The sequence below is a fragment of the Sporichthya polymorpha DSM 43042 genome (assembly GCF_000384115.1).
In the GTDB taxonomy this organism is placed as follows: Bacteria; Actinomycetota; Actinomycetes; order Sporichthyales; family Sporichthyaceae; genus Sporichthya; species Sporichthya polymorpha.
In genome coordinates, this window is record NZ_KB913029.1 from 3,744,456 (window position 1) to 3,763,124 (window position 18,669).

At 72.0% G+C, this 18,669-nt stretch carries 21 protein-coding genes; 13 read left to right on the top strand and 8 right to left on the bottom strand.

Annotation, left to right across the window (positions count from 1 at the left end):
- Positions 1-19 precede the first annotated feature (19 nt).
- Positions 20-631, bottom strand: a complete 612-nt coding sequence (locus SPOPO_RS0118130) for a restriction endonuclease (protein ID WP_019876385.1) — start codon at positions 629-631, stop codon at positions 20-22.
- A gap of 266 nt (positions 632-897) precedes the next feature.
- Between SPOPO_RS0118130 and SPOPO_RS0118135 the strand changes: the two genes are divergently transcribed.
- Entirely contained in the window at positions 898-1,350 is a 453-nt protein-coding gene (locus tag SPOPO_RS0118135) for a hypothetical protein (protein WP_156870012.1), read from the top strand.
- 37 nt (positions 1,351-1,387) lie between these two features.
- Here the strand turns inward: SPOPO_RS0118135 and SPOPO_RS0118140 are convergent, their stop codons facing one another.
- On the bottom strand, positions 1,388-2,287 hold the full coding sequence (locus SPOPO_RS0118140) for a haloalkane dehalogenase (RefSeq protein ID WP_019876387.1): 900 nt from the start codon (positions 2,285-2,287) through the stop codon (positions 1,388-1,390).
- Positions 2,288-2,396: 109 nt separating this feature from the next.
- Here SPOPO_RS0118140 and SPOPO_RS30375 point away from each other — a divergent pair, with 109 nt between their 5' ends.
- From SPOPO_RS30375 to SPOPO_RS30380, 3 genes are read left to right on the top strand one after another with little or no spacing between them, the layout of a single operon-like run.
- Positions 2,397-3,008, top strand: a complete 612-nt coding sequence (locus SPOPO_RS30375; protein ID WP_156870014.1) for a TetR/AcrR family transcriptional regulator — start codon at positions 2,397-2,399, stop codon at positions 3,006-3,008.
- Complete coding sequence (locus tag SPOPO_RS0118150; protein ID WP_019876389.1) at positions 3,005-3,865, top strand: oxygenase MpaB family protein; 861 nt, start codon at positions 3,005-3,007, stop codon at positions 3,863-3,865. Before SPOPO_RS30375 ends, SPOPO_RS0118150 begins: the two co-directional genes overlap by 4 nt.
- 25 nt (positions 3,866-3,890) lie before the next feature.
- Positions 3,891-4,319 (top strand): ester cyclase, encoded by a 429-nt coding sequence (locus tag SPOPO_RS30380; RefSeq protein WP_019876390.1) that lies wholly within the window; start codon positions 3,891-3,893, stop codon positions 4,317-4,319.
- 21 nt (positions 4,320-4,340) lie between these two features.
- On the opposite strand, the gene SPOPO_RS0118160 is transcribed toward SPOPO_RS30380, so the two are convergent.
- Positions 4,341-5,456, bottom strand: coding sequence for a trans-sulfuration enzyme family protein (locus SPOPO_RS0118160; protein ID WP_019876391.1), 1,116 nt, complete (start codon positions 5,454-5,456; stop codon positions 4,341-4,343).
- On the bottom strand, positions 5,456-6,259 hold the full coding sequence (locus tag SPOPO_RS30385; protein ID WP_084671247.1) for an IclR family transcriptional regulator domain-containing protein: 804 nt from the start codon (positions 6,257-6,259) through the stop codon (positions 5,456-5,458). Before SPOPO_RS30385 ends, SPOPO_RS0118160 begins: the two co-directional genes overlap by 1 nt.
- A 124-nt stretch (positions 6,260-6,383) precedes the next feature.
- On the opposite strand from SPOPO_RS30385, the gene leuC reads away from it, so the two are divergent.
- From leuC to SPOPO_RS0118180, 3 genes are all read left to right on the top strand, one after another.
- Positions 6,384-7,793: a 3-isopropylmalate dehydratase large subunit gene (gene leuC / locus SPOPO_RS0118170; RefSeq protein WP_019876394.1), complete on the top strand. Its 1,410-nt coding sequence runs from the start codon at positions 6,384-6,386 to the stop codon at positions 7,791-7,793.
- A gap of 12 nt (positions 7,794-7,805) precedes the next feature.
- Positions 7,806-8,417: a 3-isopropylmalate dehydratase small subunit gene (leuD, locus tag SPOPO_RS0118175; RefSeq protein ID WP_019876395.1), complete on the top strand. Its 612-nt coding sequence runs from the start codon at positions 7,806-7,808 to the stop codon at positions 8,415-8,417.
- Between the two features lie 270 nt (positions 8,418-8,687).
- Positions 8,688-9,380: an HU family DNA-binding protein gene (locus SPOPO_RS0118180; protein WP_019876396.1), complete on the top strand. Its 693-nt coding sequence runs from the start codon at positions 8,688-8,690 to the stop codon at positions 9,378-9,380.
- An 87-nt stretch (positions 9,381-9,467) separates the two neighbouring features.
- Here the strand turns inward: SPOPO_RS0118180 and cofC are convergent, their stop codons facing one another.
- Complete coding sequence (cofC, locus tag SPOPO_RS0118185) at positions 9,468-10,124, bottom strand: 2-phospho-L-lactate guanylyltransferase (RefSeq protein WP_019876397.1); 657 nt, start codon at positions 10,122-10,124, stop codon at positions 9,468-9,470.
- 63 nt (positions 10,125-10,187) lie between these two features.
- Here cofC and SPOPO_RS0118190 point away from each other — a divergent pair, with 63 nt between their 5' ends.
- Complete coding sequence (locus SPOPO_RS0118190) at positions 10,188-10,934, top strand: lysophospholipid acyltransferase family protein (protein WP_019876398.1); 747 nt, start codon at positions 10,188-10,190, stop codon at positions 10,932-10,934.
- Positions 10,935-10,979: 45 nt separating this feature from the next.
- Complete coding sequence (locus SPOPO_RS0118195) at positions 10,980-12,107, top strand: D-alanine--D-alanine ligase family protein (protein ID WP_019876399.1); 1,128 nt, start codon at positions 10,980-10,982, stop codon at positions 12,105-12,107.
- Here SPOPO_RS0118195 and SPOPO_RS30390 read toward each other — a convergent pair.
- Both SPOPO_RS30390 and SPOPO_RS0118205 read right to left on the bottom strand, forming a co-directional pair.
- Complete coding sequence (locus SPOPO_RS30390) at positions 12,104-12,718, bottom strand: DUF3515 domain-containing protein (RefSeq protein WP_019876400.1); 615 nt, start codon at positions 12,716-12,718, stop codon at positions 12,104-12,106. The genes SPOPO_RS0118195 and SPOPO_RS30390 overlap by 4 nt on opposite strands.
- On the bottom strand, positions 12,697-12,930 hold the full coding sequence (locus SPOPO_RS0118205; protein ID WP_019876402.1) for an Lrp/AsnC ligand binding domain-containing protein: 234 nt from the start codon (positions 12,928-12,930) through the stop codon (positions 12,697-12,699). The genes SPOPO_RS30390 and SPOPO_RS0118205 overlap by 22 nt, the downstream gene beginning before the upstream one ends.
- Positions 12,931-12,968: 38 nt before the next feature.
- Here SPOPO_RS0118205 and SPOPO_RS0118210 point away from each other — a divergent pair, with 38 nt between their 5' ends.
- Both SPOPO_RS0118210 and thiD read left to right on the top strand, forming a co-directional pair.
- Positions 12,969-13,943 carry a thiamine-phosphate kinase gene (locus SPOPO_RS0118210; RefSeq protein ID WP_033385103.1) on the top strand — a complete coding sequence of 325 codons (975 nt, stop codon included), beginning with the start codon at positions 12,969-12,971 and terminating at the stop codon, positions 13,941-13,943.
- Positions 13,940-14,749: a bifunctional hydroxymethylpyrimidine kinase/phosphomethylpyrimidine kinase gene (gene thiD, locus SPOPO_RS0118215; RefSeq protein ID WP_019876404.1), complete on the top strand. Its 810-nt coding sequence runs from the start codon at positions 13,940-13,942 to the stop codon at positions 14,747-14,749. The genes SPOPO_RS0118210 and thiD overlap by 4 nt, the downstream gene beginning before the upstream one ends.
- Positions 14,750-15,439: 690 nt before the next feature.
- Here thiD and rpmB read toward each other — a convergent pair.
- Entirely contained in the window at positions 15,440-15,625 is a 186-nt protein-coding gene (gene rpmB, locus SPOPO_RS0118220; protein ID WP_028984888.1) for a 50S ribosomal protein L28, read from the bottom strand.
- Between the two features lie 166 nt (positions 15,626-15,791).
- Between rpmB and recG the strand changes: the two genes are divergently transcribed.
- The gene (gene recG, locus SPOPO_RS0118225; protein ID WP_019876406.1) at positions 15,792-18,077 is read left to right on the top strand and encodes an ATP-dependent DNA helicase RecG; all 2,286 of its coding nucleotides are present in this window, start codon (positions 15,792-15,794) and stop codon (positions 18,075-18,077) included.
- Positions 18,074-18,667 carry a 16S rRNA (guanine(966)-N(2))-methyltransferase RsmD gene (rsmD, locus tag SPOPO_RS0118230; protein WP_019876409.1) on the top strand — a complete coding sequence of 198 codons (594 nt, stop codon included), beginning with the start codon at positions 18,074-18,076 and terminating at the stop codon, positions 18,665-18,667. The genes recG and rsmD overlap by 4 nt, the downstream gene beginning before the upstream one ends.
- Positions 18,668-18,669 lie beyond the last annotated feature (2 nt).

Sequence of the window (18,669 nt, forward strand, 5' to 3'; positions counted from 1 at the left end):
CACCTCCCGTGCAGGCGAATCAGACCGCGAGGTGCGGTGAGAGCCGAGTGGGCCGGCCGGTCAGCCAGGCGGCGAGCTGGGTGCGGTCGAGAAGGACGAGGCCGCGGGAGTCGCCGAGGGCGAGGGCGGAGCGGGTGAACCGGCCGGTGGTGACGAGGACCGGGATGTCGGTGGCGCGGGCTCCGTGGGTGTCGTCGAGGAACCGGTGCACGGCGGTGGCGCCGACCCGGCGCCGGGGGGCGTCGCGGTGGCACCGCACGAGGAGCGACCGGCCCGTCGAGGTGTGCCCGAGGACCTCGCTGCTCAGGTCGACGCGCGAGGTCGGGGCGTGGACACCACCGACATCGTCACGGCGCAGGAGCGACGCGACGAGCAGCTGCAGCTCCCGACAGGTCATTCGGTCGACGTCGGCGATCGAGATCGGCGCCGGCCCGGCGGCGCAGCTCATCTCCGGCTCCGGCGCCTGGGTCACGCGGTGCCAGGCGCTGACCGCGATCAGGACGACGCCGCCCGCCGGCAGCGCCGCGATCGGGTCGCGCTCCATCCACGCCAGATAGGCGAACAGCAGGACCACGACGACGACCGCGCGCACCATCCAGTCCGCGAACCGGACCAGGACGTCGGCGGACACCGCTGGATCGTTGTGCTGCGTCACTTTTCCCCCCCGGAAAGCCGCAGGCCTCGATCCTGGCCGACGCGGGGGCGCGCTGCGTACTCGCTATCCGGTTAGGTTCGCGCGCGTTACTCCGTCCTGATGAGGACGGCCATCGCATCGCCCGCGCATGTGTCTTGGTGGACGAAATGATCGCTGTGTCAGAAAAGGTCTGGCTGTCCGTCGCAGAGCGCGGTGCGTTCGGTTGATGCCTGGGGTTGCCGAGCGGCGGCATCCTGTCCGTCGTGAGGGTGGAAGTGTTGTCGATGCGGCGGGCGACCGTGCGCTGGTCAGCCTTGGGCGCCGCAATCGCCGCGCTCAGCGTTGGCGCGTTGGCAATCGGCACGTACGTGTCGGGACAGCAGGCCTGCAGCGAGAGGGCATCGGAGCAGATTCGTGCCCTGACCGAGGTTGCCGTCACACCGCTTCCGGCTGGGCTGCGGTCGCGAGCGTCAGCTGATTCAGGCTGCGACTCCGGCGGGTTCCCGTCCGTGTCGTGGGTTCCGATGGGTGCACCGACTGAGTCGTTCGGGTTTTATGCCGATGCGGGCTGGGCACGCATGTCCGCCGCCGCTCTGCGGGGGTACGGCCACGCTGACGCCGTCGGGTTCGCCCGCGACGTACTGGATCACACGGTCGAGGTTGTCTTCATCCCTCAGGCGGACCGTGGGTTCTTCCAAGCAGCGTTCGTCGACTAGCGAAGCCAGTTGGAGCGCCGATCGGCGCAGCCGCGCTTCAGAAGAGCGTGAGCACCGCAGCGGCGAGGTCGGCGGGGGCGTCCTCCTGGACGAAGTGGCCGGCGTTGGCGATCGTCGGGTGGTCGAGGCCGGTGGCGCCGGGGACGGCGCGGCGCAGGATCGGGCCCATCGCGCCGGTGATGGGGTCGCTGTCGGAGAACGCGGTCAGGAACGGGCGCTCCCACGCCGTCAGGACCTTCCACGCGGCGCGGTTGGCCTCCGATGCCGGGTCGTCGGGGCGGTAGGGCACGAGGCCCGGCATCGCCCGCGGACCGGCCTTGAAGCGCTCCTCCGGGAACGGCGCGTCGTAGGCGGCGCGGGCCTCGGGGGAGAGGCCGCGCACGCACCCGGCCGCGACGAACCGCCCGATGTCGAGCGACGGCGCCGACTGCACCGACTCACGGAACCGGTGCCAGACCGCCGGCATGTCCTGGTCGCCGGTCGGCAGGCCGGTGTTGGACGCGACGACCCGGGCGAACCGGTCGGGGTGCTCGGCGACGATGCGCAGCCCGATCAGCCCACCCCAGTCCTGCCCGACCAGCGTCACGTCGCGCAGGTCGAGGACGTCGAACAGCAATGCGCGCGTCCACTCGACGTGACGGGCGTAGGTGTGGTCGGACACCGCGGCGGGCTTGTCCGATCGGCCGAACCCGACGAGGTCGACGGCGATCACTCGCAGGCCCGCGTCGACCAGCGGCGCGAACAACCCGCGGTAGAGGTAGGACCACGTCGGCTCGCCGTGCAGGAGCAGCACCGGGGGACCGGAGGCCGGGCCGGCCTCGACCCAGGCCATCCGCAACGCCTGCCCGTCCCCGGCGGGGACCTCCGCGTAGCGCGGTTCGTGGTCGAACCCGACCAGTCCGGCGAAGCACTCGTCCGGGGTGCGCAGCAGCTCCATACGGGAATCGTTTCAGCGCAGCGTGGCCGGAACCAGCCCTTGACGGGGTCGTCCGCGGTTCGTAACGTCGAGTAAGTTACAAAATGTAAGTTAGCCGGGAGGGAGGCCCGTGACCCGTCGTCGGATGTCCGCCGCGGACCGTCGGGAGCAGCTGCTCGACGTGACGCTGGACGTCGTTCGCGCCGAGGGGTTCTACGCCGCCACCATCGACCGCGTCGCCCGCGAGGCCGGCGTGACGCGGACGCTGATCTACTCCCAGTTCGGTCATCTGCCCGGTCTCGTCTCCGCCCTCGTCGACCGCGAGACCGCGACCGCGATGCTCGGCCTGGCGGAGGCCCTCGCGCCGTTGCCCGACGACGCCGACTTCGTCGAGGTGGCCGAGGCGCTGCTGCGCGCGACCGTGGCCGCCGTCCAGCGCGCCCCGCGCAGCTGGGCGATCCTGCTCAACCCGCCCGAGGGCGGGCCACCCGAGCTCCACGAGCGCATCGCCGCCGGCCGCGCCCTGGCGCGCGCCCACGTGCAGGCGCTGCTGATCAGCCGACTGCCGGACGAGATCGCCGACCCCGAACTCGCCGCGCACATCCATCAGATGCTCGGCGAGGAACTGGTCCGCCTCCACGTGCGGGACCCCGAGCGCTACCCCCTGACCCGAATGGTCCGTCAGATCCGCGAGAGCGCCACCGGCACCTTCGCGGCGCACACGAGGAGGGCCCGCCGATGACGACCACCGAACCCCGCGCAGCGAAGTCCGAGGCGAAGGTCGGGGCCCCGCTCGGTCCCGGTTCGCTGACGTGGAAGTACCACGGCGACCGCCGCGGTCTCCTGTTTCTGTGGCGCACCGGCACGCTGCAGAACATGCACCCCGCGGTGAACTCCGCGTTGCAGCAGAAGTCGAACTTCTTCGACAACCCGTGGGACCGGCTGTTCCGGTCGATCCCGCCGATCCTCGGCGTCGTCTACGACGACCGGCCCGACGACACCGGCGCGCAGGTGCGCGACTTCCACCGCGAGATCAAGGGCGACGACGACGGGCACGGCCGCTGCTGGTCCGCGCTGAGCCCCGACACGTTCTGGTGGACCCACGTCACCTTCGTCGAGACCATTCTCGCGATCAACGAGTTCTTCGGGACTCCGCTGACCGACGAGGAGAAGGACCAGTTGGTCAAGGAGGGCGTCACGTGGTGGCGCCGCTACGGCCTCTCCGAGCGCCCGGTGATCGACAACTGGGCCGACTTCGAGGCCTACTTCCACCACATGCTCGACCACGAGCTCGAGCACAACGCGACCACACGCTGGGCGGTGACCGCGGACCAGCAGTCCATCCCGGCGCCGCCCGGCATCCCCGGCCCGGTCTGGAAGGTCCTGGAGTGGCCGACGTCCCGGTTCAACCGCTGGCTCGGTGCCGGCCTGATGCCGCCGAAGGCCCGGGAGATCCTCGGCCTCGAGTGGCGGACCCGCGACCAGGTCGCGCTGCGGGTGATGGGCGAGGTCGTCCGCCGGACGTGGCCGCTGCTCCCGGCGAAGGTGCGCCTCAACCCCCGCGCATACGATGCGATCAAGCGGGCCGAGGCGGCCTGATCGCACCGGAAGGCAGGACGGACGCATGAGCGGCAACGTGGCCATCGTCGAGCAGGCGATCGAGTGCCTCAACAACGGCGACCTCGACGGCTACATGTCGATGTACAGCCCCGACGCGCAGTTCGTCGGCTATCCCGCCGAGGTTCCCCCGAACTACGAGGGCGTCAAGGCGTTCTACGCCGACCTGCTCCGCGCCCTCGGCCAGCTCGAGGTCGAACCGATCGACCTCTTCGCCGCCGGTGAGCGCGTCGTCGCCCGGTTCACCCTCTCCGGTTTCCACAACGAGGAACTTCTCGGCGCGGCACCGACCAAGCACGGCGTCTCCGTCGAGGGCCTGACGATCCTGTACTTCGTCGACGGCAAGGTTCTGCACCGCGTGAACCGGATCGACGAGCTGTCGTTCCTCAACCAGATCGGCGTCATCCCAACCCCGGGCGCGACCAGCACCGGCTGAACCCGGGTCACGCCGGCGCGGTCAGCCCAGGGAGTCGAGCGCCTGCTCCAGGTCGGCCCACAGGTCCTCGGCGTCCTCGACACCGGTGGAGAGGCGGACCAGCCCCTCCGGGATCGACGGCGACTCACCGGCCCAGCGCCGGCGGCGTTCGAGCGTCGACTCCACCGCACCGAGGCTGGTCGCGTTCACCCAGAGCTTCGTTGCGGCGCAGAACGCCTCGGCGGTCGGGCCGTCGGCGAACTCGACGGACAGGATCGCGCCGAAGGTGCGCATCTGCGCGGCCGCGCGGGCGTGGCCGGGATCGTCGGGCAGCCCGGGGTAGCGGACGCGCTTGCACGCGGGGTGGGCCGCGAGCCGCGGCGCGAGAACCGCCGCGTTGGCCGCCGCGCGTTCCAGGCGCAGGTGCAGGGTGCGCATGCCGCGCAGCGCGAGCCACGTCTCGAGGACGCCGGCCGCGGTGCCGGAGAGTCGGCGGTGCTCCTTCATCCGGTCGCGCAGACCGGCGTCGGTGCACACGACCGCGCCGACGACGGCGTCGCTGTGCCCGGCGAGGAACTTCGTCGCGGAGTGCATGACCACGTCGGCGCCGAGCGCGAGCGGGTTCTGCCCGAACGGCGTCGCGAACGTGTTGTCGACGGCGACCAGCGCGCCGGCGGCGCGGCCGGCCGCGCACACCGCGGGCAGGTCGGCGACCTCGAGGGCCGGGTTGGTCGGCGACTCGATCAGCACCAGGTCCGCGCCGTCGCAGGCCGCGACGACCTGGTCGGTGTCGGCGACGTCGACCTGGCGCAGCGTCAGGCCGGTGCGGCCCTCCGCGACGCCCAGCTGCCCGAGCGTCCCGAGGTACGCGTGGCGCGGCACGACGACGACCGCATCGGCCGGCACGAGGCTCACGATCGCGCCGGCGGCGGCCAGCCCCGACGGGAACACGAGTCCGAGTCCGCCCTCGAGCGCGCCGATCGCGGTCTCGAACGCCGACCACGTCGGGTTGCCGTGCCGGCCGTACTCGATGTCGCCGCCGGCGTGGAAGACCGATGCCTGCACCAGCGGCTGGTTGAGCGGAGCGTCCGGGGTGCGGTCCGGTCGGCCCGCGACGACGGCGAGCGTCTCGCGCGAGAGCTCCTGCGGCCCCGGCATCAGCGGCCCCCGGTTCGGCCCGGCCGCGCGGGTCGACGACCGACGGGACGAGTGGGCGTGCGTTCCGGGGCGGGGGAGAGGTCGCCGCCCGCCGCGCGGCGCAGCACCTCGCTGAGTTTCTCGGCCGCGGCGGTGACGGCGGCGGCGTGCAGCCGCCCGGGCTGCCGGCTCAACCGGTCGATCGGGCCCGACACCGAAACGGCGGCGACGACGCGGTTGTTCGGACCGCGCACGGGCGCGGACACCGACGCGACGCCGGCCTCGCGCTCGGAGACACTCTGCGCCCAACCGCGGCGGCGCACCGCGGCGAGTGTCGTGGCCTCGAAGCGCGCGCCCTGCAGTCCGCGGTGCAGACGCTCGGGCTCCTCCCACGCGAGCAGCACCTGCGCGGCGGAGCCGGCGGTCATCGGCAGCGACTCCCCGACGGGCACGGTGTCGCGCAGACCGGACAGGCGCTCTGCCGCCGCGACGCAGATGCGGTGGTCGCCCTGGCGCCGGTAGAGCTGCGCGCTCTCCCCGGTGATGTCGCGCAGGTGCGCGAGCACCGCGGGCGCCGCGGCCAGCAGACGGTCCTCACCCGCCGCGGCGGCGAGCTCACCGAGCCGCGGACCAAGGACGAACCGGCCCTGCATGTCCCGCGACAGCAACCGGTGATGCTCGAGCGCGACGGCCAGCCGGTGCGCGGTCGGACGGGCAAGCCCGGTCGCGGCCACCAGCGAGGCGAGCGTGGCCGGCCCGGCCTCCAGGGCGTTCAGGACGGCCGCGGCCTTGTCCAGCACGCCAACTCCGCTGGCATCGACCAAACCGGGTGAGCTATCGTTGTCCATGGATTGATATTGCCGTCTCGCATTCTGAGATGCAAATTTCCCGGCCCGTCGGTGGGGAAGCCTCTCGGGACGTGACCGGCACGCTGCGGAGGAGGACCGGATGGGGCGCACCCTCGCCGAGAAGATCTGGGACGCGCACGTCGTACGTCGTGCGGACAACGAGCCCGATCTGTTGTACATCGACCTGCACCTGGTCCACGAGGTGACCAGCCCGCAGGCCTTCGACGGTCTCCGGGCTGCCGGCCGTCCGGTCCGTCGACCGGACCTCACCCTGGCGACCGAGGACCACAACACCCCGACGCTCGACATCGACAAGCCGATCGCCGACCCGGTGTCGCGCGCCCAGATCGAGGCGCTGCGTCGCAACGCCGCCGAGTTCGGCGTACGCATCCACTCGCTCGGCGACATCGACCAGGGCATCGTCCACGTCGTCGGCCCGCAGCTGGGCATTACCCAGCCCGGCATGACGATCGTGTGCGGCGACTCGCACACCTCGACGCACGGTGCCTTCGGTGCCCTCGCCTTCGGTATCGGCACCAGCCAGGTCGAGCACGTGCTCGCGACGCAGACGCTGCCCCTCGACCGGCCGAAGACGATGTCGGTCACCGTGAACGGGACGCTGCCCGCCGGCGTGACGGCAAAGGACATCATCCTCGCGGTCATCGCCGAGATCGGCACCGGCGGCGGGCAGGGCTACGTCATCGAGTACCGCGGCGAGGCGATCCGCAACCTGTCGATGGAAGGCCGCCTGACGGTCTGCAACATGTCGATCGAGGCGGGCGCGCGTGCCGGTCTCGTCGCGCCGGACGACGTCACCTTCGAGTACGTGAAGGGTCGGCCGCACGCGCCGTCCGGTGCGGAGTGGGACGCCGCCGTCGCCGCCTGGCGCGAGCTCTACACCGACGACGACGCGACCTTCGACAAGGAGGTCGTGCTCGACGCCTCGACGCTGACCCCGTTCGTGACGTGGGGCACCAACCCGGGCCAGGGCGCACCGCTCGGCTCGAACGTGCCCGACCCGGCGAGCTTCGCCGACCCGAGCGAGCGCACCGCCGCGGAGCGGGCGCTGGAGTACATGGGACTCACCGCGGGTCAGCCGCTGCGCGACATCTCGGTCGACACCGTGTTCCTCGGGTCGTGCACCAACGGCCGCATCGAGGACCTGCGCGCCGCCGCCGACGTGATCAAGGGTCACAAGGTCGCCGACGGCGTCCGCATGCTCGTCGTGCCCGGCTCGGCGCGGGTGCGATTGCAGGCGGAGTCCGAGGGACTCGACACGATCTTCAAGGAGGCCGGTGCCGAGTGGCGCTTCGCCGGCTGCTCGATGTGCCTCGGCATGAACCCCGACACGTTGTCGCCGGGGGAGCGGAGCGCGTCCACGTCCAACCGGAACTTCGAGGGCCGGCAGGGCAAGGGCGGTCGTACGCACCTGGTCTCGCCGCTCGTGGCCGCGGCCACCGCGGTCACCGGCCACCTGTCGTCCCCGGCCGACCTGGCCGCCGCGAAGTAGGGAGATCGCCCGATGGAAGCCTTCACCACCCACACCGGCCGGATGATCCCGCTGCGGCGCAGCAACGTCGACACCGACCAGATCATCCCCGCCGTCTACCTCAAGCGGATCACGCGCGACGGTTTCGAGGACGGGCTCTTCGCCGAGTGGCGCAAGGACCCCGAGTTCGTCCTCAACGCGCCCGAGCGCGCGGGCGCGACGGTGCTCGTCGCCGGCCCCGACTTCGGCACCGGTTCCTCCCGCGAGCACGCGGTCTGGGCACTGCAGAACTACGGCTTCCGGGTCGTCATCTCGTCGCGCTTCGCCGACATCTTCCGCGGCAACTCGCTCAAGGGTGGTCTGCTCACCGTTCAGCTGCCGCAGGACGTCGTCGACCGGCTCTGGGAGGCGACCGAAACTGACGCCTCGACCACCGTCACCGTCGACCTCCAGACCCGCACCGTGACGTGTGGCGACCTGTCCGTCGGGTTCGAGATCGACGACTACACGAGGTGGCGTCTGCTCGAGGGACTTGATGACATTGGTCTCACGTTGCGCCACGAGGGGGATGTCGCCGCATTCGAGACGAAACGGCCTCCGTACCTCCCGAAGACGTTGCCGATCCCGTCCTCGCTCTCGTCGTAGGCCTCTTCGCACCACCTGTAGAAGCCCTCAATTCCCTTGGAAAACAAGGGAATTGAGGGCTCCGTCGTTGAGGCGATCTTCGACGTCGGCCGGGGCGAAAGGGCGCGCTCGCGATGCAAAGACGTCCCTGCACTACCTCACGCCGAGGGAAAACTCCTTGCGACACAACGATGTTTCAAACGCCAGGTGATTGTTTACATCGCCCTATAGCTCTAACTTTCCCGTTGAGCCGGGCCTAGTGGTGCCCGTATCCGGCGTCGGAGGGACGCAATGAACAAGACGCAGCTGATCGATGAGCTGGCTACCAGATTCAGTGGCAACAAGAAGGCGGCTTCGCAGGCTCTCGACGCCGTCGTCGACACCATCACCCGCGCGGTTGCCCGTGGCGAGAAGGTCGGCATCACCGGGTTCGGTGTGTTCGAGAAGGTCGAGCGTCCCGCTCGAATTGCTCGTAACCCAGCCACCGGTGCTCAGGTGAAGGTGAAGAAGACCAGTGTTCCGCGCTTCAAGGCGGGCACGGGCTTCAAGGACGTCGTCAGTGGGGCGAAGAAGCTTCCTGCTGTCACCGTGACCGCCATCGAGTCGGTGGGTGAGACCGCCCGCCCGACCGTGAAGCGCGTTGCGGCTGCGGTTGCGAAGAAGTCGCCCGCCAAGAAGACCGTGACGAAGAAGGCCGCGGCGAAGAAGGCTGCCCCGGCGAAGAAGGCTGCGGCCAAGAAGGCCCCGGCCAAGAAGGCGGCGGCCAAGAAGGCCCCGGCGAAGAAGGCTGCGGCGAAGAAGGCTCCCGCCAAGAAGGCTGCGGCGAAGAAGGCCCCGGCGAAGAAGGCTGCGGCGAAGAAGGCTCCCGCCAAGAAGGCTGCGGCGAAGAAGGCCCCGGCCAAGAAGGCTGCGGCGAAGAAGGCTCCCGCCAAGAAGGCTGCGGCGAAGAAGGCTCCGGCCAAGCGCGCTGCGAAGAAGGCCTGACACCAGCACGTCCACGACGCCGCCCGGTCGCTCGACCGGGCGGCGTCGTGCTGTGTGCGCAGGTCAGTGCGCAGGTCAGCGCGCAGGTCAGAGGCGGTCGAGCGTGCGCCGCGTGTACTCGCCGACCCCGAGCGCAAGTGCCTCGGTGAGGTCGGCCGGGGTGTCGACGTCGCGCCGCACCGAGGGCAGGTCGTCGGCACGAATCGCCGCGGCGCCGGCAGCGATATGCGCCTGCAGCGAGTCCGCTCCGAATAGCGGCGTGAATTCCCCGGCGGCGACGAGATAGGCCGTCGTTCCCGTTCCCACGGCATCCGCGACAACGCCCCGGCCGACTTTCTCGGCTCGTTGCAAAGCGGTCGCGAGTTCGGTCGATTTCAGTGCCGGCAGGTCCGCCGAGAGCGCGCCGATCGCACATCCGGGATGCCGGCTCGAGGCGTACTCGGCGCCGTGTCGCAATGCCGGATTGAGGCCCGCGTCGGGGGCGTCGGGAACCACCGCGGCACCGAGTTCGGTGACCAGTGCGGCCGCGGTGGGGTCGTCGGTGACGACGACGAGCTCGACCACCGACGGGGTCCGCAGCGCCGCCGCAACGGTGTCCGCGGCGAACGCGAGGGCGAGTGCCGAGCGGTGCGACGCGTCCGTGCTCAGTCGCGACTTCGCGAGGTGCAGCAGCTTCACCGGGACGACCAGGCACCACCCGGCGTCGCTCTCGCCGTCCCGCGCCTGCTCTCCCGTCGTGCTCACCGGCCGATCCTGTCAAGGCCGGGAGAGTTCGCGACGAGCAGGTCCGCGCGCGAGGATGGAGACGTGCCCCGCGATCGCAAACGTCCGTGGTTCCGGGCCGCGGAAGCCGCGTTGCTGCCGCCGCTGCTGCTGCTGGTCCGGCGTCGGTGGCGCGGGCAGGAGCACATCCCTCGCACCGGTGGCGCGATCCTGGTGGCCAATCACATCTCCAAGATCGACCCCATCACGTTCGGGCACTTCGTCCACGGCGCCGGCCGCGTGCCGCACTTCCTCGCGAAGGTCGAACTGTTCCGGCACCCGCTGCTCGGCCGCGTGCTGCGCGGGACCGACATGATCCCGGTCTACCGCGGCGGGCAGAGCGCCAACGCGTCCGTGGACGCGGCCGTGCAGGCCGTCCAGGACGGTTTCTGCATCGTCGTGTACGCCGAGGCAACCATCACCCGGGACCCGGACCTGTGGCCGATGGTGGGCAAGACGGGAGCGGCGCGCATCGCGTTGAAGAGCGGTGCTCCGATCATCCCGGTCGCGCAGTGGGGACCGCACCGGATCCTGCCGCCGTACTCGCGCCGGCTCTCGCTGTTCCCGCGCAAGACCGTCCACGTGCGCGCGGGCGCACCGGTGCGGCTCGACGATCTCGCCGGCCGCGAAGCGACGCCGGAACTGCTCGCGGAGGCGACGGAGCGGGTGATGGCGGCGATCACCGCCGAGCTCGAGACGATTCGCGGAGAACGTGCACCGAAGGAACGATTCGACCCGCGCAAGGCGGGTGTGGCTGAGTACGGCAATCCGCACACCGATCCACGAGCGTGAGTTTCTGCCCGTCCGGCCCCGCTTTCCGCTGTACCGTCATGATCGATGAGCGCGAACACCAAGACCCGGGTCGCTGTGATCTTCGGTGGCCGGTCCTCCGAGCACGCCGTGTCATGCGTGTCAGCCGGCAGCGTGCTGCGCGCCATCGACCGCACCGCCTACGAGGTCGTGCCGATCGGCATCTCGACCGAGGGCGGGTGGGTGCTCGCCGTCGACGACCCCGACCAGCTGGTCATCCGCGACGGCAAGCTGCCGCAGGTGGACGCCACGCGGCCGGCCGTCGTCCTGCCGGGTGACCCGACCGCCCGCGCGCTGACCGTCTTCGACGAGAGCCAGCCCTCCGGCGCGCTCGGCGAGATCGACGTCGTCTTCCCGGTCCTGCACGGGCCCTACGGCGAGGACGGCACGATTCAGGGTCTGCTCGAGATGGCGGACCTGCCCTACGTCGGTTCGGGTGTGCTCTCCAGCGCGGTCAGCATGGACAAGGCGCACATGAAGGTTGCGCTCGCCGGCGCCGGTCTGCCGGTGTGCGACTACGTCGTCGTCACCGCGCGACGGTGGAAGACGGAGAACGCCGCCGTCCGCGACGAGATCGCCGCCCTGGGGTGGCCGGTGTTCGTCAAGCCGGCCCGCGCCGGGTCCAGCGTCGGCATCAGCAAGGTGAAGCGTCCCGAGGACCTCGACGCGGCGATGGCGGCCGCGCAGGAGTGGGACCCGAAGGTGATCGTCGAGGCCACGGTCATCGGCCGTGAGATCGAGTGCGGCGTCCTCGAGGGCGTCGTCGGCCCCGACGGTGTGCAGGGCCCTCCGGAGGCCAGCGTCACCGCCGAGATCCGCGTGCTGGGCGACCGCGAGTTCTACGACTTCGAGGCCAAGTACCTCGACGACTCCACCGAGCTCACCGTCCCGGCCGACCTCGACGAGGCCGTCGCCGCGAAGGTGCGCGCGCTGTCGGTCCAGGCGTTCGAGGCGCTGTCGTGCGAGAGCCTTGCGCGCGTCGACTTCTTCGTCTGCGCCGACGGCTCGGTGCTCGTCAACGAGGTCAACACGATGCCCGGGTTCACCCCGGTCTCGATGTTCCCCCGGATGTGGGCCGCGTCCGGCGTCGACTACCCGACCCTGGTCGACCGGCTGCTCCGCACCGCGCTCCAGCGCCGCTCCGGGCTGCGCTAGTTCGCGGGCGTCGGCTTCGGGGTCTGCTTCTTCTTCGCCGGATTGTTCGTCGGGTTCTTCGTCGGGTCCTTCGTCGGCTTGGTGGGCTCCGCCGTCGGGGTCGGGAAGAACTCCGGCCGCGCGGGGACGAACTGCAACGCCTGGGCGAGGTCCGCGAGCGGACCGACCGGCGGCTGCAGCGTGGAGGGCACGACGACCTCGATGTAGGCCGCCCGGCCGACGGAGGTGAACACGTTCGCCCCGTCGCGGGTCTCGGCGAGCCAGTCGATGCCGTTGACGGTGTTGAGCATCGACGTGGAGGTCAGCGCCGTCGGACGCTCGACGCCGCACCGCAGGAGGACGGGCGGCTCACCCCACGCCGCGGTGCGGTCCGACCGCGGGCTGGTGTCGCGGCGCTCGCCGTTGTCGACCGTCGCCGGCAGCGCCTGCTCCAGACGGGCGCAGATCGCGCCGACGTCACCGCTGGAGACGGGAACGGACACGTCGACGGCGCTGAGCCCGTCCTCGCCGCACGCGGTCGTCAGCGCGAGCGCAGCGGTCAGCAGCGCCGCGGTGCCCGCGGAGCGGGTTCGGGACGGCGCCGGCCGCGTCAGAGATTGACGACGGGGCACGTGAGCGTGCGGGTGATGCCGGACACCGACTGCACCTTGGCGACGACGAGCTTGCCGAGCTCGTCGACCGACGACGCCTCGGCGCGGACGATCACGTCGTAGGGTCCGGTGACGTCCTCGGACGAGGTGACGCCGGCAATGCCGGAGATCTGTTGCGCCACCACGGCGGCCTTGCCCACCTCGGTCTGGATGAGGATGTAGGCGTGAATCATGGTCGACCTCCGTGCGGGGTGGCGGGGGCTGTGCCGTGATGGCGAACTTATCGGAAGGACCAGGCTTGGGCACGCCGTCGGTGGGCGACCTCGGGGAGTTCGGACTCATCGCCGCCCTCATTGCACGCCTGCCGCAGGGATCGGGTGTGCTCTTCGGACCGGGTGACGACGCGGCGGTCGTCGCGGCGCCCGACGGTCGCGTCGTCGCGACCACCGATCTGCTCGTGGCCGGCCGTCACTTCCGTCGCGACTGGTCGGCACCGCACGACGTCGGCCGCAAGGCGGCCGCGGCCAACCTCGCCGACGTCGCGGCGATGGGCGCGGTGCCGACGGCCTTGCTCGTCGGGTTCGCGGCGCCTGCCGACCTCCCCGCGGCCTGGGCCGAGGAGTTCGCTGCGGGCCTCGCGGCGGAGTGCGCGACCGTCGGGGCCTCGGTCGTCGGCGGCGACGTCGTGCGCGCCGAGCAATTGCTGGTGGCGATCACGGCCCTCGGCGACCTCGGCGGTGTCCCCGCGGTGACGCGTGACGGCGCGCGGGACGGCGACGTCGTCGCGGTGTGCGGGACGCTCGGCGCCTCGGCGGCGGGCCTCGCGGTCCTCTCCGCGGGCGTGAGGGGTCATCAGAGTCTTGTGCAGGCCCACCGGGCGCCCACCCCGCCGTACGCCGCCGGGCCCGCCGCGGCGCGACTCGGGGCGCACGCCCTCATCGACGTCAGCGACGGACTGCTCGCCGACCTCGGTCACGTCGCCGAGCGCAGCGGCGTCGCCGTCGACCTCGACCTGAGCGCCTTCGTACCCTCGGAGGAGCTGCGGGCCGCCGCCGACGAGCTCGGCGCGTCCGCGACGCAGTGGATGCTGACCGGGGGAGAGGACCACGCCTTGGCCGGATGCTTCGCACCCGACGTCGACCTGCCCGACGGGTGGGTGCGCGTCGGTCGCGTCCACGCCGGGACCGGCGTCACCGTCGACGGCTCCGCGCCGACCGGCGTCGCGGGTTGGGACCACTTCCGGTGACCGGCCGTACCGCGCCACCGCGCGTCCTCACGATCGCGGGCTCGGACTCCGGCGGCGGCGCCGGGATCCAGGCGGACCTCAAGACGATGCTCGCCCTCGGGACGCACGGCATGAGCGTCCTGACGGCCATCACGGCGCAGAACTCCGTCGGGGTGCACGGCGTCTGGGACCTGCCGACCGAGGCCGTCGTCGCCCAGTTCCGGGCGGTCGTCGACGACATCGGCGTCGACGCGGTGAAGACGGGGATGCTCTCCTCGCCGGCTCTCGTCGAGACCGTCGCCGACCTGCTGCGGCCGCTGTCCGAGGCGGGCGTGCCGATCGTCGTCGACCCCGTCGCGGTCTCGAAGCACGGCGACGCCCTGCTCGCCCCCGAGGCCGTCGAGACCGTCCGCACCCGGCTGATCCCGCTCGCCACCGTCGTCACGCCCAACCTCGACGAGGCGGCCGCCCTGACCGGTCAGAAGTACACCGAGGAGGCGGACCTGCGCCCCGCTGCCGAGGCCGTCCACGCCCTCGGCCCGGCCTGGGTCCTCGTCAAGGGCGGTCACCTGCCCGGCGACGCCGTCGACCTGCTCTACGACGGCCGGGCCGAGCACCGCTTCCGCGCCCCGCGCCTGGACAACCGCCACACCCACGGGACCGGCTGCACCCTCGCCAGCGCCATCGCCGCCGGCCTCGCCGCCGGCTCGGACCCCGTCGCCGCCGTGGCCGCCGCGAAGACCTACGTCACCGAGGCCCTCGCCCGCGGCTTCGCCCTCGGCACCGGCATCGGCCCCGTCGACCACGGCTGGCCCCTCCGCCCCTGACGCTGCCGTCTGCGGGGCTGCGGTCGGGGCCGCCGGCGGGCTTGCCTGCGCCGAGTGCGCAGTTGAGCCCCGGTTCGGCCGCGCCGGGCGGTGCTGATCTGCGCACTCGGGTGAGGTGGGCACGGGGCTCGCCTGTGCCGCGCTGCCTGTGATGGAGATGTCATCTTCAGTGCGGGGCGTGGAATGCGGTGGAGATGACATCTCCAGTGCAGGCCGGTGGAGATGACATCTCCAGTGCAGCCCGGTGGAGATGGCATCTCCAGTGCAGGGGCGTTGCGGGTGACGGGGCGGCTGCGGTCGGGGTGTCCTCCGTCGCTGCCTCCCGGACGCGCGGGAGTCGGGGGTGGGTGGCTGCGGCGGTGCGGCCGCGCGTCCTGCTCGCGCGTCCTTCGGCCGCGCGGGTCGGCTTGACGCTCCTTGAGGACACCCCGACCTCCGCCGCCGGGCCCCGGGCGAGCTCGCCTGCGCCGAGTGCGCAGTTGAGCCCCGGTTCGGCCGCGCCGGGCGGTGCTGATCTGCGCACTCGGGTGAGTTGGTTCTCCCGCGCGGCCGAGTGGGGGTGACACCCTTTTTGGCGCCACAAAGGGTGTCACCCCCACTGGTGCTGGTGGGGCGGCTGCGGTCAGGGCCGGACGAACGAAAACCGCCCGGCGGGAGCGCCGGGCGGTCTCGGGAAGTGCGGGGTCGCGCTTAGCGGACGACCTTGCCGGCCTTGATGCAGGACGTGCAGGCGTTGATCCGCTTGCGGGTGTTGCCGATCATGGCGCGGACCGGCTGGATGTTCGGGTTCCAGCGGCGCGAGGTGCGGCGGTGCGAGTGGGAGATGCTGTTCCCGAAGCCCGGGCCCTTGCCGCAGACGTCACAGTTGGCAGCCACGGTCATGCTCCTGACAGCTGGTGCGGACGATCGAAGTCGGGCCCGGAGACCCGGACCGAGGAGACAGGGTAGTCGAGCGCCCGCGGGCGACGCCAATCGGCCCGTTCGCGCGTACCGCCCGGGCGTCGTGGGGGCGTCGTCGGAGGGCCGCACTACGGTTTGGGCCGTGGCGCTGAACGCACACTCCCCGCTCTCGGAGTCCCTGCACCGGGTGGTGGCCGACGGCACGGCGAAGAAGCTGGCCAAACACCTCGACCTCCACACGGTCGGGGACCTGCTGCGGCACTACCCCCGCCGGTACGAGAAGCGGGGTGAGCTGACGCGGCTGCGGGACCTCGACGAGGGCGCGAACGTCACCGTCCAGGCTGAGGTGAAGGCCGCGTCGACGCGGCGGATGAAGAACCGGCCCGGGGTCATCCGGGAGGTCACGGTCACCGACGGGCGGGACGACCTCAAGCTCACGTTCTTCGGCAAGGGCTCCTGGACGACCGGCGACAAGCTCCTCCCGGGCATGCGCGGGCTCTTCTCCGGGACTGTCAGCACGTTCCAGCGCAAGCGCCAGCTCACGCAGCCCGCCTACGTCCTGCTCGACGCCGACCCCGACGACGAGGACGCGGCCTCGGCGTTCACCGACGAGCTGATCCCGATGTACCCGGCGACCGGCGCGGTGCCGAGCTGGCAGATCGTGAAGGTGGTCCACGCTGCCCTGAAGGCGCTCGACGACCTGCCCGGACCGGTGCCTGACCCGCTCCCGGAGTGCGTGCGCACGCTGAACCGCCTGCTGCCGCTGGGGGAGGCGCTGCGCCTGATTCACCGGCCGCGCAGCTACGAGCAGGTGCAGCTCGCCCGCACCCGGCTCACGTGGGACGAGGCCTTCGTCCTGCAGATCGCGCTCGCGCGGCGCCGGGCCGCCGCCAAGGCGCTGCCCGCGGTGCGCCGGGTCGCGCGCTCCGGCGGCCTCCTGGCCGAGTTCGACGCGGCGCTGCCGTTCACCCTGACCGCCGGGCAGCGCGAGATCGGCAACGAGATCTTCATGGACCTCGCCCGCGAGCACCCGATGCACCGCCTGCTCCAGGGCGAGGTCGGCTCCGGCAAGACGCTCGTGGCGCTGCGGGCCATGCTCGCGGTCGTCGACGCCGGCGGCCAGGCGGCGCTGCTCGCCCCGACCGAGGTCCTCGCCCAGCAGCACCACCGCTCGCTGACCGCGATGCTCGGCCCCCTCGCCGAGGCCGGCCAGCTCGGCGGCGCCGACCAAGGCACGCAGATCGCCCTGCTCACCGGCTCGATGTCCGCGGCGGCGCGCAAACGTGCGCTGCTCGACGCCGCCTCCGGCACCGCCGGGATCGTCGTCGGCACGCACGCCCTGCTGGAGGACAAGGTCGACTTCTTCGACCTCGGGCTGGTCGTCGTCGACGAGCAGCACCGCTTCGGCGTCGAGCAGCGCGATGCCCTCCGTGCGAAGGGCGCGACGCCGCCGCACGTGCTCGTCATGACCGCGACCCCCATCCCGCGCACCGTGGCGATGACGGTGTTCGGGGACCTCGACGTCTCCACGCTGTCCGAGCTCCCGGCCGGCCGCTCGCCGATCACGACGCACCTGGTGCCGGCGGACAACGAGAAGTATCTCAAGCGCACCTGGGCGCGGATTCAGGAGGAGGTCGCGAACGGCCATCAGGCCTACGTCGTGTGCCCCCGGATCGGGGGCGACGACCCCGACGAGGCCGCGGACCTCGGCCTGGTCGCACCCCGGCCGAGTGCATCGGGGGCGAAGCCGGACGACGCCGAGGACCTGGACCTCGACGACCCGCCCCCGCCTTCGGAGGGGAACGGGGACCGCCGCCCGTCCGCGGCGGTCGCGCTGGTCACCCCGCTGCTCGCGGAGGGGCCGCTGGCCGGGTTGAAGGTCGCGCAGCTGCACGGCCGGATGCCGCCGGACGAGAAGGACGCGGTGATGTCGGCCTTCGCGAAGGGCGACCTCGACGTCCTCGTCGCGACCACCGTCATCGAGGTCGGCGTCGACGTCCCGAACGCGACGGTGATGGCCGTCCTCGACGCCGACCGCTTCGGGATCTCCCAGCTGCACCAGCTCCGCGGCCGGGTGGGCCGGGGGAGCGCGCCCGGTCTGTGCCTGCTCGTCACCTTCGCGCCGGAGGGCAGCCCGGCCCGGGAGCGCCTGACCGCGGTCGCCTCGACCAACGACGGCTTCGAGCTCTCCCAGCTCGACCTCGAGGCCCGCCGGGAGGGTGACGTCCTGGGCACGTCCCAGTCCGGCAAGCGTTCCAGCCTGCGGATGCTGCGGGTCGTGAAGGACGCCGACGTCATCGCCGACGCTCGTCTCGCGGCGACCGCGGTGATCGACGAGGACCCCGAGCTGACCCGCCACCCCGCCCTGGCGTCGGCGCTGGCCGACTTCCTCGACGACGAGCGCGCCGGGTACCTGGAGAAGGCGTGACCCGGATCGTCGGCGGCACCGCCGGCGGGCGGCGCCTGGCGGTCCCACCCGGGCGCGGGACGCGGCCGACCTCCGACCGGGCCCGGGAGGCGCTGTTCTCCGCGCTGGAGGCCCGCACCGGCGGTCTGACGGGGTGCCGCGTCCTCGACCTGTACGCCGGCAGCGGGGCGGTCGGCCTCGAGGCGCTCTCGCGGGGCGCGGCCGCCGCGGTGCTCGTCGAGTCCGACGCCGGCGCGCTGCGGGTGCTGCGGGAGAACGTCGCGGCGCTGCGCCTGCCCGGGGCGACCGTCCTCGGCCGGTCCGTCGCCGCGGTGCTCGCCGAGTCCGCCCCGGAGCCGTTCGACATCGTCTTCGCGGACCCGCCCTACGTGCTGCCGGGCCCGGACCTGGCGGCGCTGCTGGCCGGCGCGATCGAGCGCGGCTGGGTCGGCGAGGACGCCGTCGTCGTCGTCGAACGGGCGACCCGGGACCCCGCGTGGGAGTGGCCGACGGGCATCGAACCGGACCGCGATCGGAAGTACGGCGAGGCCACGCTCTGGTACGGCCGAGCGACCCCGATTCGGCGGTCAGGCCAACGGGGGGCAGACTGAGG

What these genes read in the sequence shown, in the direction of transcription:
- SPOPO_RS0118195 (WP_019876399.1), top strand. Translation starts at nt 10,980, where the DNA reads ATGAGCGCGAACACCAAGACCCGGGTCGCTGTGATCTTCGGTGGCCGG.
- SPOPO_RS0118180 (WP_019876396.1), top strand. Translation starts at nt 8,688, where the DNA reads ATGAACAAGACGCAGCTGATCGATGAGCTGGCTACCAGATTCAGTGGC.
- leuC (WP_019876394.1), top strand. Translation starts at nt 6,384, where the DNA reads ATGGGGCGCACCCTCGCCGAGAAGATCTGGGACGCGCACGTCGTACGT.
- SPOPO_RS0118210 (WP_033385103.1), top strand. Translation starts at nt 12,969, where the DNA reads ATGGCGAACTTATCGGAAGGACCAGGCTTGGGCACGCCGTCGGTGGGC.
- leuD (WP_019876395.1), top strand. Translation starts at nt 7,806, where the DNA reads ATGGAAGCCTTCACCACCCACACCGGCCGGATGATCCCGCTGCGGCGC.
- SPOPO_RS0118205 (WP_019876402.1), bottom strand. Translation starts at nt 12,930, where the DNA reads ATGATTCACGCCTACATCCTCATCCAGACCGAGGTGGGCAAGGCCGCC.
- SPOPO_RS0118150 (WP_019876389.1), top strand. Translation starts at nt 3,005, where the DNA reads ATGACGACCACCGAACCCCGCGCAGCGAAGTCCGAGGCGAAGGTCGGG.
- SPOPO_RS0118140 (WP_019876387.1), bottom strand. Translation starts at nt 2,287, where the DNA reads ATGGAGCTGCTGCGCACCCCGGACGAGTGCTTCGCCGGACTGGTCGGG.
- SPOPO_RS30380 (WP_019876390.1), top strand. Translation starts at nt 3,891, where the DNA reads ATGAGCGGCAACGTGGCCATCGTCGAGCAGGCGATCGAGTGCCTCAAC.
- SPOPO_RS0118160 (WP_019876391.1), bottom strand. Translation starts at nt 5,456, where the DNA reads ATGCCGGGGCCGCAGGAGCTCTCGCGCGAGACGCTCGCCGTCGTCGCG.